General features: G+C 61.5%; 13 protein-coding genes. 10 read left to right on the forward strand and 3 right to left on the reverse strand.

The genetic code is table 11. The annotated features are described in order from the left end of the window. The first annotated feature begins 50 nt into the window (after positions 1-50). Complete coding sequence (locus ACQR1W_RS07165; protein WP_434850121.1) at positions 51-1,121, forward strand: Gfo/Idh/MocA family protein; 1,071 nt, start codon at positions 51-53, stop codon at positions 1,119-1,121. A gap of 47 nt (positions 1,122-1,168) precedes the next feature. On the opposite strand, the gene ACQR1W_RS07170 is transcribed toward ACQR1W_RS07165, so the two are convergent. Then, entirely contained in the window at positions 1,169-2,041 is an 873-nt protein-coding gene (locus tag ACQR1W_RS07170; RefSeq protein ID WP_434850122.1) for a MurR/RpiR family transcriptional regulator, read from the reverse strand. A gap of 219 nt (positions 2,042-2,260) precedes the next feature. Here ACQR1W_RS07170 and iolG point away from each other — a divergent pair, with 219 nt between their 5' ends. The 5 genes from iolG (at position 2,261) to ACQR1W_RS07195 (ending at position 7,186) form a co-directional block, all read left to right on the forward strand. Next, the gene (gene iolG / locus ACQR1W_RS07175) at positions 2,261-3,265 is read left to right on the forward strand and encodes an inositol 2-dehydrogenase (protein WP_434850123.1); all 1,005 of its coding nucleotides are present in this window, start codon (positions 2,261-2,263) and stop codon (positions 3,263-3,265) included. Between the two features lie 83 nt (positions 3,266-3,348). Beyond that, positions 3,349-4,158 (forward strand): SDR family oxidoreductase, encoded by an 810-nt coding sequence (locus tag ACQR1W_RS07180; RefSeq protein WP_434850124.1) that lies wholly within the window; start codon positions 3,349-3,351, stop codon positions 4,156-4,158. Positions 4,159-4,292: 134 nt separating this feature from the next. Continuing rightward, a complete protein-coding gene (locus ACQR1W_RS07185) occupies positions 4,293-5,033 on the forward strand; it encodes an ATP-binding cassette domain-containing protein (protein ID WP_434850125.1) in 741 nt (246 codons plus the stop codon). Positions 5,034-5,136: 103 nt separating this feature from the next. Further along, the gene (locus ACQR1W_RS07190; RefSeq protein ID WP_434850126.1) at positions 5,137-6,126 is read left to right on the forward strand and encodes an ABC transporter permease; all 990 of its coding nucleotides are present in this window, start codon (positions 5,137-5,139) and stop codon (positions 6,124-6,126) included. Between the two features lie 55 nt (positions 6,127-6,181). Continuing rightward, positions 6,182-7,186: a substrate-binding domain-containing protein gene (locus ACQR1W_RS07195; RefSeq protein WP_008967701.1), complete on the forward strand. Its 1,005-nt coding sequence runs from the start codon at positions 6,182-6,184 to the stop codon at positions 7,184-7,186. Positions 7,187-7,917: 731 nt separating this feature from the next. Here ACQR1W_RS07195 and ACQR1W_RS07200 read toward each other — a convergent pair. Next, positions 7,918-8,631, reverse strand: coding sequence for a GntR family transcriptional regulator (locus ACQR1W_RS07200; protein WP_434850127.1), 714 nt, complete (start codon positions 8,629-8,631; stop codon positions 7,918-7,920). 166 nt (positions 8,632-8,797) lie between these two features. Here ACQR1W_RS07200 and ACQR1W_RS07205 point away from each other — a divergent pair, with 166 nt between their 5' ends. The 4 genes from ACQR1W_RS07205 (at position 8,798) to ACQR1W_RS07220 (ending at position 13,447) form a co-directional block, all read left to right on the forward strand. Beyond that, entirely contained in the window at positions 8,798-10,429 is a 1,632-nt protein-coding gene (locus ACQR1W_RS07205; protein ID WP_434850128.1) for a sugar ABC transporter ATP-binding protein, read from the forward strand. Further along, a complete protein-coding gene (locus ACQR1W_RS07210; protein WP_434850129.1) occupies positions 10,426-11,763 on the forward strand; it encodes an ABC transporter permease in 1,338 nt (445 codons plus the stop codon). The genes ACQR1W_RS07205 and ACQR1W_RS07210 overlap by 4 nt, the downstream gene beginning before the upstream one ends. A gap of 37 nt (positions 11,764-11,800) precedes the next feature. Next, the gene (locus ACQR1W_RS07215) at positions 11,801-12,724 is read left to right on the forward strand and encodes a substrate-binding domain-containing protein (protein ID WP_434850453.1); all 924 of its coding nucleotides are present in this window, start codon (positions 11,801-11,803) and stop codon (positions 12,722-12,724) included. A 129-nt stretch (positions 12,725-12,853) separates the two neighbouring features. Continuing rightward, the gene (locus tag ACQR1W_RS07220; RefSeq protein WP_434850130.1) at positions 12,854-13,447 is read left to right on the forward strand and encodes a DUF1349 domain-containing protein; all 594 of its coding nucleotides are present in this window, start codon (positions 12,854-12,856) and stop codon (positions 13,445-13,447) included. 292 nt (positions 13,448-13,739) lie between these two features. On the opposite strand, the gene ACQR1W_RS07225 is transcribed toward ACQR1W_RS07220, so the two are convergent. After that, positions 13,740-14,657, reverse strand: a complete 918-nt coding sequence (locus ACQR1W_RS07225) for an NADP-dependent oxidoreductase (RefSeq protein ID WP_434850454.1) — start codon at positions 14,655-14,657, stop codon at positions 13,740-13,742. Positions 14,658-14,873: the final 216 nt, after the last annotated feature.

Raw genomic sequence — 14,873 nt, forward strand, 5'->3', positions numbered from 1 at the left:
CTGCGATCAGCCTCTCGCGCGAGAGAACGCTAGTCCTGGGAGAGGAACCGATGATCAAATATGCAGTCGTTGGTGCGGGCTGGATCTCGCAACAAGCCTTTCTGCCGGGAGTCGGACAGTCGACAAATTCGAAGGTCACCGCGATCGTGACCGGCGACCGGGACAAGGCCGCGCGATTGGCGGATTTCCATGGGATTGGCCAGATCGTCGGTTATGATGGATACGATGCCCTTTTGAGGGGCTCTGACGTCGATGCGGTGTACATTGCTCTGCCCAACCACCTGCACGCGGACTATGCTATTCGGGCGGCTCGCGCCGGCAAGCACATCCTGGTCGAGAAGCCCTTAGCCACCAACAAACAAGATGCGCTGGCCATGATCGCTGCGGCGCGCGAAGCCGGCGTGTTTCTGATGACGGCGTACAGGCTCCACAACGAGCCCGGAACCGTGGCGGTCCTCGAACATATCCGCAACGGCGCCATTGGCCGGCCGCTCTTCTTTCAATCAGTCTTCAGTTTTCAGGCCGCGCAAGGCAATCACAGACTAAAGGCCGCGAGTTGGGGGGGACCGCTCCAGGACATCGGTGTCTATTGCGTCAACGCGGCTCGCCACATCTTTGCTGAAGAACCGATCGAGGCCATGGCGATGGTGCACCGACCAAGCGATGACCCGCGCTTTCGCGAGGTGGATGCATCGCTCGCGGCCTTGCTACGGTTCCCTTCAGGCGGTTTGGCGCAATTCGTCGCCAGCTTCGGGGCGGCCGACGTCGACAACTATCGGGTTGTCGGAGCGGCGGGAGACCTTGAACTCGACCCCGGCTTCAGGTTCGAGACCGCGACAAAACTGCGCCTGCGCCGCGATGGCGAGATCCGCGAAACCCAGTTTCCGCAAATCGACCATTTTGGCGCACAGGTAGATTACTTTTCGGATTGCATTAAGTCTGGAACGCCGCCCGAGGCCGATGGCGAGGAAGGGTTGGCCGATTTGCGCGCACTGGTCGCAATTGAAACGGCCGCTCTGACCGGACAACCGCAAACCATCACATCGCTTCCACGTGCCCGCCATCCAACGCCCGACATGGTGCGAGTGACCCCTGTAACCGATCGACGACTGGTGTTCTGAGGCGCCGCAAACCTGGAGGGGGCCTTGGCGCGCATGCTCGAGCTGTTCTACTGACTAGTAACCGTGGGAATCCGCGGATTGACATCGTTTTTCTGTAGCCTCGCCGCCAGCGCGACTGTCAAAGCCTGGGCGAGGCACATCGGAGCGGCGAGTGAACGCGAAAACGTATATTCGTGTTCTGGGACGGCGAACAGCACGCGGGCACTCTTGGCCAACGGAGATAGCGTGCTGTCCGATATCCCAATGATCGGAATCCCGTTGCGACCGGCTTCCTCGACAACGTTGACGACTTCGTTTGCGTAGAAGCGGAACGACACCGCCAGAAGCACGTCCTTCTTGCGGATTGTGCGCGCGATGTGTGTCGCGAGTCCGCCGCCCGCATCAAGCAGCACGCAGCGTTTGCCCAGCATGGTCAATATGTAGCGAAGGAATTCAACGACGGGCGCCGAACGCAGTTGTCCGATCAGAAAAACGGAATCGGCTTTCTCAAGGAGGCTCACCGCGTCTGCGAGAGCTTTCGGGGAAACGTCCGCGAGCATGTCCTGAAGGGAGGCGATGTCGCGGACGACCAGGTCGCGGAGGAAACCGACCTCGCTGCGATCGGCGCGGGCGCCCAACTCGATTTCCAGTGCTTTGATGCGTGCCTCGAAACCGGGAGCAGCAGTCGACAGGCGCCGTTGAAACAACGCCTGAAGCTCCTTGAAACCCTCATAGCCAAGCGACTGGGCGAAGCGCACGAAACTCGATGCATGGATGCCGCAGCGATCGGCGATGGCGTTGACCGACAGGACTGCGACATCGTTTGGGTTCTGGGTCAGATAAACCGCTATCTTCTGATAGGATTTGCTCATGTCATCATAGCGGTCGTGGATGACACGGATCAATTCCTCGTAGTCTTCCGGTGTCTTCAGGTCCTGCATTCAAGGTGCTCTCGTCATTGTGTCATCGTGCGCGACTGCTGACAGCTTTGCTCTCGTCAGGCCGGACGGGCCAAAGACAAAGGAGATCGACGCGCTCTGGCCTCAGTCTCCCGATACGCGGCAGAATCGCCGATTGTGCTAGTGAACAATTATTGACATTTTTGCATATTTGCAATAATTCTTGCAAAAAAAACGAACATTTGTCGACGGGAGGAAAGGGTGGCGATCAAATTCGCATTGCTCGGGTGTGGGCGCATCGGCGTCTTGCATGCACGCAATCTCGCCGGTGCGGAAGGAGCCCGCCTGGAGACGGTATTCGATCCGAACACATCTGCTGCCGAGGCGGTCGCCAGTGCAAATGGCTGCAGGGTCGCAGCCACTGCAGGAGATGCGATTGAGAAGGCCGACGCGGTTCTGATCGCGACGTCGACTCCCACGCATGCCGATCTGATCGAGCTCGCGGCAAAGGCCGGCAAGGCGATCTTGTGCGAGAAGCCGATTGATCTCAATCTGGATCGGGTACGCGCATGCCGTAAGGCCATTGAAGGCTGCAACGTACCAATTCAGATTGGCTTCAATCGCCGCTTCGATCCCGGGCACCGCGCCGCGCGCGAGGCCTGTGCTGCGGGCAAAATCGGGAAACTCGAGCAGGTCGTCATCACGTCGCGGGATCCCGGGATGCCACCCCGAAATTACGTTGCGGTGTCGGGCGGCATCTTCCGCGACATGACGATCCATGATTTCGACGTGGCGCGTTTCATGTTGAACGACGAGCCGACCGAGGTCTTCGCCACCGGCAGTGCGCTTGTCGACCCTGCCACTGGCTCTGATTTTGGCGACTTCGACTCAATCATGGTGATCATGCGCACTGCCGATGGAAAGCTGTGCCATATCAATAACTCGCGACGCGCAACGTTCGGCTATGATCAGCGGATCGAGCTGTTTGGCAGCGAGGGGATGGTCATCTCCGATAACAAGAAGAAGCACGAGCTGAAGTTTTACGGCTCGACCACGACCGATGCGGCCGAGCCCTACCTCAACTTCTTCATCGAACGTTACGCCGAGGCCTATCAGGCCGAGATCGCCGCTTTCATTGCCGCCGTTCGCAACGGCCGGCCGATCCAGGCGACTTTCGACGACGGTTACCGTGCGCTCGTGCTCGCGGAGGCTGCGGTCGAGTCCGCCAAGACCGGCAAGAAAGTCGAGGTTCGCGATATCGCATGATGCCAAATGGGGCGTGCTTCCAGGCATCGAGCAGCGATGCGGCAAGCTAAACAGCGCTCCTGCCGGGCGTTGGAGAACTCAAAATGACTTCGATGCATGGAAAGATCGCGATCGTTACGGGCGGCACGCAGGGGCTCGGTGCCGCCATCGCTAAACTCTTCGCCGAGCGTGGCGCCAAGGGCATCATCACGTGCGGTCGTGACGAGGCGAAGGGCCGCGCGAAAGCAGATGCGATCGCCGCAGCCACAGGCGCAGCAGTCGTCTTTGTGCGTGCTGACCTCGCGAAAACGGAGGATTGCGCCCGAGTCGTGGCCGAGGCGGACAGGGCGTTCGGGCACGTCGATGCCCTGGTGAACGCCGCGGGCGACACGAGCCGCGGCACGATCATCGACACGAGCCCCGAACTGTTCGACAGGATCTTCGCAATCAATACCCGTGCGCCCTTCTTCCTGATGCAGGACACGATCAAGCTCATGCGCCGCGACAAGGTGCAGGGCACGATCGTCAACATCTCATCGATGTCGGCGTTGGGGGGCCAATCCTTCATCGCAGCATATTGCGCATCGAAAGGCGCGCTCGACACGCTGACGCGAAACACGGCTCATGCGCTGCTACGCAACCGCATCCGAGTGAATGGTCTCAATATCGGCTGGATGGCCTCGGAAGGCGAATACAACACCCAGCAGGTCTATCACGGCCGCACTGCGGACTGGCTCGAGGAAGCCGCCGCGCGGCAACCCTTCGGCCGATTGCTCGATCCGGTCGAGGTTGCGCGCGCCGTTGCGTTCTTGTCCTGCGATGAATCCGGAATGATGACGGGAGCCACGATCAACTTCGACCAAAGTATCTGGGGCGCCTACGATACGTCACCGCAACCGGAAGCGCCGCTCTGAGAAATTGCGCTGCCAAGGCGATCCCAGATTGCATGAAGTAGATGTTGCGACATTGGCGTTTGTGCAATATTGATTGCATGGATCGAGGAGGTGAAGCAGCCGGATAGAGCTGCCACCGCACGATGGAGGGACGCGTGGCTTTGCTTGACGTGCGAAGTATCTCGAAGAGCTTTGGTGCCATTCGGGCACTGCACGACGTCAGCTTTTCGGTCGAGGCAGGTGAGGTGGTCGGGCTGATGGGCGACAACGGCGCCGGCAAATCGACCATGGTGAAACTGATTGCCGGAAACTTTCCGCCGAGCGAGGGCGCCATCGTCGTCGATGGCAAGGCATGCCATTTCCACAGGCCGATCGAGGCGCGGGCGGAGGGCATCGAGGTCGTCTACCAGGAACTCGCGCTGGCCGATAATCTCACCGCCGCGGAAAACGTCTTCCTCGGGCGCGAAATCAAAAAAGGATTTTGGCCACTCCGCATCCTCGACAAGCAGTCGATGATCAGGCGCGCCGGCGAGCTGTTCGACGAGCTCAAATCGGAAACCCGGCCCCGAGATCTCGTGAAGAAGATGTCAGGAGGGCAGCGGCAGGCTGTTGCGATTGCCCGGGCTCGGCTGTCCAATGCCAAGCTCGTCCTGATGGACGAGCCGACCGCGGCCATTTCGGTGCGACAGGTCGCTGAGGTGCTCGAACTCATCCGGCGGCTGAAATCGAGCGGCGTGTCGGTGATGCTGATCAGCCACCGCATGCCCGATGTGTTCACCGTCTGCGATCGTATCGTCGTGCTCCGGCGTGGCTCGAAGGTGGCCGACAAGGAAACAGCCAAGACTTCGCCGGAGCAGATCACCGGGCTGATTACGGGAGCGATCCGTGAAGCTTAGTGCAATTCAAACGACCGAAGAGACGCACGCCGCAATCAGCGATATCGTCAACATCCGCGAGCAGAGCGCCTTCCATCGCGTGATGACCAGTCAGGCATTCTGGGTGGCCGCCGCGCTGTTTGCTCTGGTGGTCTTCATGACCTGGCTGGAGCCGACCTTCGGCACAGCCGATAACGTAACGAACATAACGCGCAACTTTGCTCCGCTTGCGATCATGAGCCTCGGCATGACCGTGGTCATCATCACTGGGGGAATCGATCTGTCTGTCGGTTCGGTGATGGGGCTCGTTGCCATTGTCACCGGGTTGCTGCTGACCTGTCACCATTCCTGGTATGTCGCCTTCGCCGCCGGGCTTTTGGCGGGCCTGGCATGTGGAGCCTTCAACGGCTTCTTCGTCGCCTATATTGGCATGCCGTCGTTCGTCGTGACGCTTGGCATGCTCTCGATCGCGCGCTCGCTCGCCGTCGTGCTTTCTGGCAACCAGATGCTGTACCAATTTGGTCCGGACGCGCCGATCGTCAGGGCAATCGGTCAGGCGAAATGGCCGTTGCATCCGCCAGCCGGCTGGGCGCCGCGCTGGATGCCGGAGTTCTCCTCCCATTTTTGGGTGATGGTGATCCTTGCCCTCATTCTCGGTGCCGTCTTCATCTTTACGGCCTGGGCGCGCCATCTCTATGCGATCGGCTCCAACGAGAACGCTGCGCGCCTGACCGGCGTACCGGTCGACTGGATCAAGTTCCAGGCATACGTCTTTTCGGCTTTGACGGCTTCGATCGCCTCGCTGCTGCTCCTTGGCTACAGCGGCTCGGCTATCAACGCGATGGGGACCGGCTACGAGCTTCGAGTTATCGCGGGCACCGTCATCGGTGGCGCCAACTTGATGGGCGGCTACGGAACCGCATTCGGTGCCGTGATCGGCTCGGCCTTCCTCGAGGTGATCCGCAACGCGCTTCTTATGGCTGGCATCGATTCAAATTGGCAGGGCGCCTTTGTCGGCATGTTCATCGTCATTGCCGTGCTGCTCGGCATGCAGACGAGCGGAACGTCGCTTGTTGCTACGATCCGTGAGTGGATTGTCTGGAAGCGGGTTTAGGAGGCCGACGACAACAGAGTCGGAAAGTTGGAGTCAACAAACAGGGAGGAGACACGTGCATAAACATCTACTGATGGCTGCCGTCGCATTTTCCGCGCTGATGGGAGGACAGGCCTGCGCGCAGCAGAAGTTCACTTTTGCGCTCGTTCCCAAGAACATGAACAACCCGTTCTTCGACCAGGCGCGCGACGGCTGCAAGAAGGCGGAAGCCGAGTCCAAGGGGGCCTTCCAATGCATGTATATTGGCCCCGGCGAGCATGGCGGCGGCGAGGAGCAGGTGCAGATCGTGCAAGACCTCGTCGCGAAGAAGGTGGACGGCATTGCGGTGTCACCATCCAACGCGGCTGCGATGGCCGTTGCGCTGCAGAATGCTAAGGCAGCGGGCATTCCCGTGCTGACATGGGACTCCGACCTGCTGCCCGAGAACAAGGACTTGCGCCTTGCCTATATTGGGACCCATAACTACGAGATCGGCGTCAATATCGCCAAGATCGTACAGACCATCAAGCCGAAAGGCGGCACAATCTGCATCCAGTCCGGCGGCGCAGCCGCTGCCAACCACAATGAGCGCATGAAGGGCATCCGTGACACGCTGGCCGGCAAGGAGTCTGCTCAATCGCCCGGGGAACGGCTGACTGGGCAGAACGGCTGGAAGGAGATCGACGGCTGCCCGCTCTACACCAACGACGATTTCCCGCTGTCGGTGCAGCAATTCCAGGACACCATGGCAAAGAACCCGAACCTGGACGCGTTCACCCCGACGGGCGGCTTCCCGCAATTCCTGCCGGACGCCAATCGCGCCGCGGTCGCGCCGTTCAAGGACAAGATCGCCAAGAAAGAACTCGCGTTGGTGGTTGCCGATACGCTGCCGGTTCAGATCGACCAGATGAAGGAAGGGCTTTCGCTCGGCCAGGTTGGACAGCGTCCGTTCGAGATGGGCTATAAGACTATGTTCGCGCTGAAGGACATCAAGGACGGCAAGGCTGCGCCCGCCGATCCAACCTATACGGGCCTCGACGTTTGCACGACCAAGAACATCGACACCTGTGTCGCCAAGTAGTCCGTACTTGATAGCACAGCGGCCTGGCTAGCAAGATCCTAGGTTCTGCCGGGGAGGCAGCAAAAGCCTGACATTCCCGGAAATCGTCCATCGTCGAAACTCTTCGTCTCGTGAGCCATCACGCACACGACAGGGAGCTTCGCGATGGACGATTTCGAGAGCCAAAATCCGAGGAAATGGGAGTAGCTCAGAAAGCAGAAAGTCGTGTTCCGCAACAGAAAAGCGCGAGATATCGAGCGCATCCATGAAGGCTGTCGCGTCCAATGCGAGGACGCCCGTATTGCCCGTTCTTAGCGCCTTATCAGACGTAAGCCTTATCAGACGTAAAGAGCGTCTCGCCGAATCCTCTCAAGGAAGGCACCATGACCCCCCAGCCCGCGGCAGCAAGGTCGGGTGCGATGCCATTCCGGGTGGACAAATCATCAGGCCATCCGTGGAGCGACGGGGCGCCCTACCGATCTCTGCTCGTTGTATGAAATCTCGAGATCTCCGGCCGCGATCGTTGCCATGACAGGTCTCAGTTTCAGGACCGAGGGTAACATAACCGCATTCGAACCGTTCCTATGACGCAGGCAATGCAGCATTTGGTCAAGCCATCGCATTGAAGCAGACCGTCACCACGCACGAGATTCGCGAGGGCAGGCTGATCCAGAAACCGCCCAAGGAAAACGGGCGCTAGTCGCCCAAGCCACGGCGGTCGCGATTACGTATTCGACCCCGCCGCACCACATTCATTCGTCAAAGAACAGTGGATGTTTCGCCACAAATGTCTGTAGCTCGCGCGCGACGCGGTCGAGATGGTTGGCCATCTCGAGCTTGGCCTGATCTGGGGCGCGCCCGACGATCGCGCGGTAGATTGCCTCGTGCTCGCGGTACGTTCCTTCAGGCCGTCCGGGCTCGGGAAGCAGGGTGCGGCGAACGCGCTCGAGATGGGTTCGGATCGGATCGAGCACTTCGCCGACGCGTGCGAGACTGAGGCTCTCGGTCATCTGGTGATGAAATCTGGTGTCGAGTTCGTGGAACCCTTCGAGATCTCCGCTCGCGATGGCTGCCTTCTGATAGGCGAGATTCTGACCAAGCGCCGCGATCGCATCATCCGACATGCTTGCGGCGCAGACGCCGACCACCTCCACCTCCAACGCGCGGCGCATCAGCATCCACTGCCGGACATCCTCGAGGTGAATCTTCGCAACGTAGGAGCCACTCTGCGGCTCGACCAGGACAAGGCCTTCGAAGGCGAGCCGGTTGATGGCCGTCGTGATCGACAGTTTCGACACTTCGAAAGCCGCGCACCACTCGTTCTTGTCGATCGGCGTCTCGGGCGCGAGCGCCCCCGACACGATCGCCCGTTTCAGCGCGAGATAGGCCTGATCGACCTTCGATCCGCCCGCTCTGCGCCCTCGCACTGTTCCCGTGCCGCCGTTGGCCCCGCCGACCGAATGCATGCTGTGTTCCCCCGGAGCGATCTACACGTTCCGACGCCATGATCGCCAGCCGCGCAGCCAAAAGACTTGACGAGCGCCAACTGACATAACTAGCATATCAGTTAAAGAAGCGATGAACACCTACGCCTCGGATCGTCTTCCAGAGACGGCCGGGAGGAATAATTCCATGGAGGCACCCTTGGCCGCGCTCGGCGCCGAAGGAGGGAGCGTCTCGTCTCGCGTGGTCGAGCTTGGCAGTCGCGCCGGGGGGCCGTGCGGTCATGATGTGCTGTGCACAGAGCAAATCTCCAAATCCTTCGCGGGCGTCCAAGCCCTTCATCGTGTCGATTTCGATCTGCGCCACGGCGAAGTGCACGCGTTGATGGGCGAGAACGGAGCCGGAAAGAGCACCTTGATGAAGATCCTCGCCGGCGTGCACACGAGCTACGACGGCGACATCCGGATCGCGGGCCGCACAGTGTCGTTCAGCGACGTGCGTGATGCCGAAAACGCCGGCGTGGCCATTATCCACCAGGAGCTCAATCTCGTCCCCGAGCTGAGCGTGGCCGAGAATATCTTCCTTGGCCGCGAGCCGCTGATCGGTGGTGTGCTGATCGACAGGCGCCGCTTGGTTCGTGCGGCGGAACGCCTGCTTGCGCGGCTTGGCGTGTCGATCGCGTCCGAAACCAGGATTGCCGGCTTGCGCGTCGGCGAGCAGCAGCTTGTCGAGATCGCCAAGGCGCTATCGCTCAATGCCTGCATTCTGATCATGGACGAGCCGACCTCGGCCTTGTCCTCCTCGGAATGCGACACGTTGTTCAAGATCGTACGCCAGCTCGCAAGCGAAGGCGTAGCGATCATCTATACTTCGCACCGCCTCGAGGAGGTCTTGGAGCTCGCGGACCGTGTCACCGTGCTGCGCGACGGCAGGCGGGTGATGACCGCGCCGATCGGCGAACTCTCGCGCGGGGCGATCATTTCGGCGATGGTCGGACGCGAGGTGACCGCGAACGAGCGTGGCATGACGGCGCAGGACGGCGCGGGTGTCCTCTCGGTCCGGAACCTGACCCTGGATACGCTCGGTCCGCACGGGTGGCGACGGACGCTGCACGGCGTCACTTTCGAGTTAAAGACTGGCGAAATCCTCGGCATTGGCGGGCTGCTCGGTTCCGGCCGGACGGAGATCCTGGAATCGATCTTCGGCGTGGCGAAGGGATGGCGCGACGGCACAATTGCGATCGATGGTTCGGTCGTCGAGATCAACTCACCGGCCGATGCCTATCATCTTGGCGTTGCGCTGGTCAGCGAGGACCGCAAGGAGCGTGGCCTGCACCTGACGGCGTCGATTTGCGATAATGTCGCCCTGCCTTCGATCGGCGCGCTCTCGCGATTTGGCCTGCGTTCATTCGCCGGCGAACGCGCTCTCGCCATCGACATGATCGGGCGGCTCTCGATCCGCTGCACCGGTGTTGGCCAGGAAGTGGCCGCGCTCTCCGGCGGCAATCAGCAGAAGGTCGTAATCGGCAAGTGGCTGGCGACCGATCCTCGCATCCTGCTGCTCGATGAGCCGACCCGCGGCATCGACATCGGTGCCAAGCAGGAGATCTATCGGCTGATCTTCGATCTCGCCGCGCAAGGGCTCGGCATCATCGTGGTGACCTCGGAAATGCCGGAGCTCCTGCTGTTGTCCGATCGGATACTCGTCATGTGCGAGGGACGGCAGACGGGGATCCTCGCGCGCGAGAATGCGACGCAGGAGACCGTGATGCGTCTTGCGGCGCCGGGCATGGCCGCGTGGTCGCAGGAATCCGCATCATGAAAGCGCTCCTGCGCCTTCTCTCCCGAACAAAGCTCTATTGGGGATTGGTGTTGATCTGTCTGATCGGCGCTCTCACCTCGCCGCAGACCTCGTCCGGCCACAACATTTTCCTGTCCTACGGCAACCTCACCGACGTGCTGCGCCAGGTCTCGATCACCGGGCTGGTCGCGACAGGCATGACCATGGTCATCCTGCTCGGCGGGATCGACCTGTCGGTCGGCTCCGTGATGGGCTTCTCGACAGTAATCTGCGCCATGCTGCTTACCAAGCCGGGCTGGACCTCGGCGACCATCATGGGCGTGCCGGCCGCGATCGTCGTCAGCGGCGCTGCCGTGGCACTCGCTGCGCGCTTCGTGGTCGCGGGGCTCGCTCGAGGGCGCGACGTCAGCGCCGGACGGCGCCGTGAGGTCGCGCTTTCGCGGTGGCAAGGCCTGGGCCTTCCGGGCTTGCTCGGCCTCATCACCGCAGTTGCGGTCGGCTGGTGGGTGACGAATCAGGTACCGACCAAATTCGGTGTTCTCGGTGTGCTGCTCGTGGCGCCGTGTCTTGCGTTGCTGCTCGGAGCGCTCAATGGCGTCCTGATCGTCACCGGACGGTTGCAGCCGTTCATCGCGACGCTCGCGATGATGGTCAGCGCGCTGGGCATCGCGCGATTGACCGCGGGTTCTGACAACGCCGTAGTGCCGGTCTACACGGGTACCAATGCGACCGAGGCGTTCGAGCTGCTGCGTTCGATGTTGTGGGGTGTGCTGCCGGTACCGAGCGTCTTCTTCCTTGCCGCCATCTGCCTCTTCGGCGCCGTCCTGCGGTTCACGACCTTCGGTCGTTACGCCTACGCGATCGGAGGCAACGTCGAGGCCGCGAAGCTTTCGGGCATCAAGGTCGCGCGGGTGCAGCTCACGACCTATCTGTTGTCCGGCCTGCTCGCCGGAATCGCGGGTGTCCTGTTCGTGGCGCAGTACCGGCAGGGCAAGCCCGATGCGGGCGCGGGGCTGGAGCTTGACGCGATCGCGGCAGTCGTGATCGGCGGCACCAGCCTGATGGGTGGACGCGGCGGTCTCGCCGGCACCTTTGTCGGCGTGCTGATCTTCGGCCTGCTTTCCGACATCCTCCAGCTTCAGAACATCGACTCCAACGTTCAGCTCCTGATGAAGGGGCTGATCATCGTGTGCACCGTGCTGGTGCAGGAGCAGAATCTCGGCCAGCTCATTGCGCGATGGCGGTTCAGCCACTCGGGCGAAGCGCGTGCCGATCCGCAAACAGCCGAGCCCCATCGGCTGCAAAACGCCGCAAAGGCGCAATTCGCAAGGGAGGATCTCGATGAAGCGTCGTGAATTCCTAAAATTGTCGACCACCGCGGCCGGTGCCGCGATGACGATCTACCTGCCGGTCGGCTGGACTCCGGCGAAGGCCGCCGGCAAGTCGAGGGTCGGCTTCAGCCAATGCACGACACTCGAGCCGTGGCGCGTGCAGTTCAACAAGGACATCCAAGCCGAGGCGAAGAACCATCCGGATATCGACCTCATCATCACCGACGGCCAGGACAAGACCGAAAAGCAGGTCGCCGACTGCGAGAACCTCATCGTGCAGCAGGTCAACGTGCTCCTGATCTCGCCGAAGGAATCGGCGGGCCTGACCGGCGTCGTGGAGAAGGCGATCGACGCCAAGATTCCGGTCATCGTGCTCGACCGCAACGTCGATACCAAGCGTATCACCCAGTTCATCGGTGGCGACAACGTCGCGATCGGCAAGGCGGCCGGTGAGCATGCAGTCAAGCTGCTCGGCGGCTCCGGCAAGGCGGCGGGCAATGTCGTCGAGATCTGGGGCGGCATGGGCACCCAGCCCGCGCATGACCGGCACGACGGCTTCCATGCGCACACCGACAAGGAACCGGGTATCAAGTACCTGCTCAACAACCAGTCGGGCGACTGGAAGCAGGACAAGGCCTACAACATCATGACGACGGCGCTGCGCAACAACGAGAAGATCGACCTGATCTATGGCCACAACGACCCGATGGCCTATGGCGCCTATCTCGCTGCCAAGGATGCCGGCCGCGACAAGGACATCAAGTTCATCATCGGCATCGATGGCTTGCCGGACGAAGGCGTCACCTGGGTTTCCAAGGGACAGCTCACCGCAACGTTCCTTTACGCGACACCTGGCGCAGAAGGGCTGCGGCAGGCCGCCAAGCTGTTGAAGGGCGAGAAACTTGAACCGGTCATCACCCTGCCGACGATGCTGATCACCAAGGAGAACGCGCCGGAGATTCTCAAGAAGAACGGATTGCTCTGAGCCGGTTCAGCCTATTTTGAACCTGGCGCGGAGTTCGGGCTAACGAGCCTCGAGCAGAACTCTTCAAATCGGGGGCCCGATCGCGCGCGTCGACTGCGCAAGATCAGGCCCTCCCAAACCGAGGTCAGTGTGGACGATCCAATCTTCGATAGAAGGGACGGAGTGTGGCTGAACGAGCCGGAACAATGGACTGCGCTTGCCGGCGGTCTGCATGTCGTCACCGATCGCGCCACCGATTTCTGGCAGGAAACCCACTACGGCTTCCACCGCGATAATGGGCACTTCCTCGGCTTTCCGACCACCGACGCTTTTACGGCCGAGATGCGGGTGCAGGGCGATTTTCAGGCGCTGTACGATCAAGCTGGCATCATGGTCCGCATCGATGCGCAACATTGGGTCAAGGCCGGTATCGAATTCTCAGATGGTCGAGCCATGCTCGCCAGCGTCCTGACTGACGGGCGATCGGACTGGGCTACTGCGCCCTATGAGCGTGACCCTAGGGACTTCTGGGTGCGCGCAACCGTCGCGAACGGGACGCTTCGCCTACAGGTTTCACACGACGGCCGCGTCTGGCCGCTTGTGCGATTGTCGCCGTTCCCGAGGGCAAGCAGCTACCGCGTCGGACCCATGGCCTGCACACCCGAGCGCGCCGGCTTGCAGGTGGCCTTTTCGATGTTTCGCCTGACGGCGCCGCTTGGGAGGGGGCTGCACGATCTCGCTTGAAAGTCGCTGCTAGCGCGGCAGCCGTGATGTCCGCCGATCCGGATTGGTCTGCGATAAGCCGAAGCGCGATTCGCCGAGAGAGGCGCGCGTCAGCGTCGAGTGAACATGTCAATAAAAGAACGATGCAGGTTGGAAAACCATCTAGACGAATGCCATGAGTTTCGAGGCCTGACCTTGCCGACGATGTGACCGAATGGGCTATTCACTGCCGCTCCTGTGGCCTACCCAGACCTCGCCAGCCTGGCGACCTGGACAGCGCCGGCCGGCTCCGTGCATCAATGGGGGGCGTCGCTCAGGGACGAACGCGGATGATCGTCATCCCCTTGCGTCGCTTGGTCGGGTTCAAGGCGACGACGGCCTCGTCGAGGGTCGAGACGTGGCCGATGTTCGTCCGCAGTCGTCCGTCCCGCACCCGCTGGACGATCTCACTCAGTTGGGCACGATCGGACTCGACGACGAAGTCGACTACGATGCCGTCGGTGGGCCGCGCCTCGGCCGGGCCGACGATGGACACGAACGTTCCACCGGCTCGAACGAGGCGTGCGGACCGCTTCCCGATGTCGCCGCCGATGACGTCGAACACCAGATCGACTCCGCCGACGTCTTCCAGGGCGCCGTTGTCGAGGTCGACGAACGCCTTCGCGCCTAAGTCGAGCACCGTCTGACGGTCGGCGGCGCGTCCGCTGCCGATGACGTGGGCGCCGAACTCTCGTGCGAGCTGTGTCGCCATCGAACCGACTGCGCCGGCCGCGCCGTGCACGAGCACGCTCTGCCCTGCCTGAAGGCGGCCATGCTGGAACAGTCCTTGCCAAGCGGTGAGGCCCGAGATCGGCAGGCTCGCGCCCACCGTGAAGTCGACGTCGCCCGCGAGCGGCGCGAGGTTGCGTGCCTCCATGGCCACATACTCCGCCAGGGCGCCGTCGCGATACCAGTCGGCGAGGCCGAACACGCGCTGTCCCACTGACAGCCCCGTTGTGCCGTAGCCGAGAGCGGTGACCACTCCGGCCAGCTCGTGGCCGGGGATCGACGGTGTTCGGTCTTGGCCGAGGCGATCGGTCCAGGTCGAGGGCCACTCGAGCTCAGTCGGGACAAATCGCGACGCATGAACCTGAACGATAACGTCGTTTATCGCTGCCTGCGGCTTCGGTCGCTCCGCCAGCTTCATTCCACCCGTTCCTGCGGCCTGATCCGTCACAACGATTGCCTTCATGATCATTTTCTCCTCGGTCATTTGTCTCTTTGCTCGAAATGTTGCAGGCGGCGTGGACGCGCCGGCACTCCACAAATGCCGGCCATTGTCGAACTGTTGTCTGCGCGTCTGCGATCTGCGCCGACCGAGTTCCACGAAGCCTGATGGATCGGAAATCGTTCCAGCCGCTGGTGCTGGCGAATAGATGCGTTGCGCCTGATCATAAAACAGTACCAA

It is taken from the genome of Bradyrhizobium sp. HKCCYLS1011, from assembly GCF_051167795.1.
GTDB lineage: Bacteria > Pseudomonadota > Alphaproteobacteria > Rhizobiales > Xanthobacteraceae > Bradyrhizobium.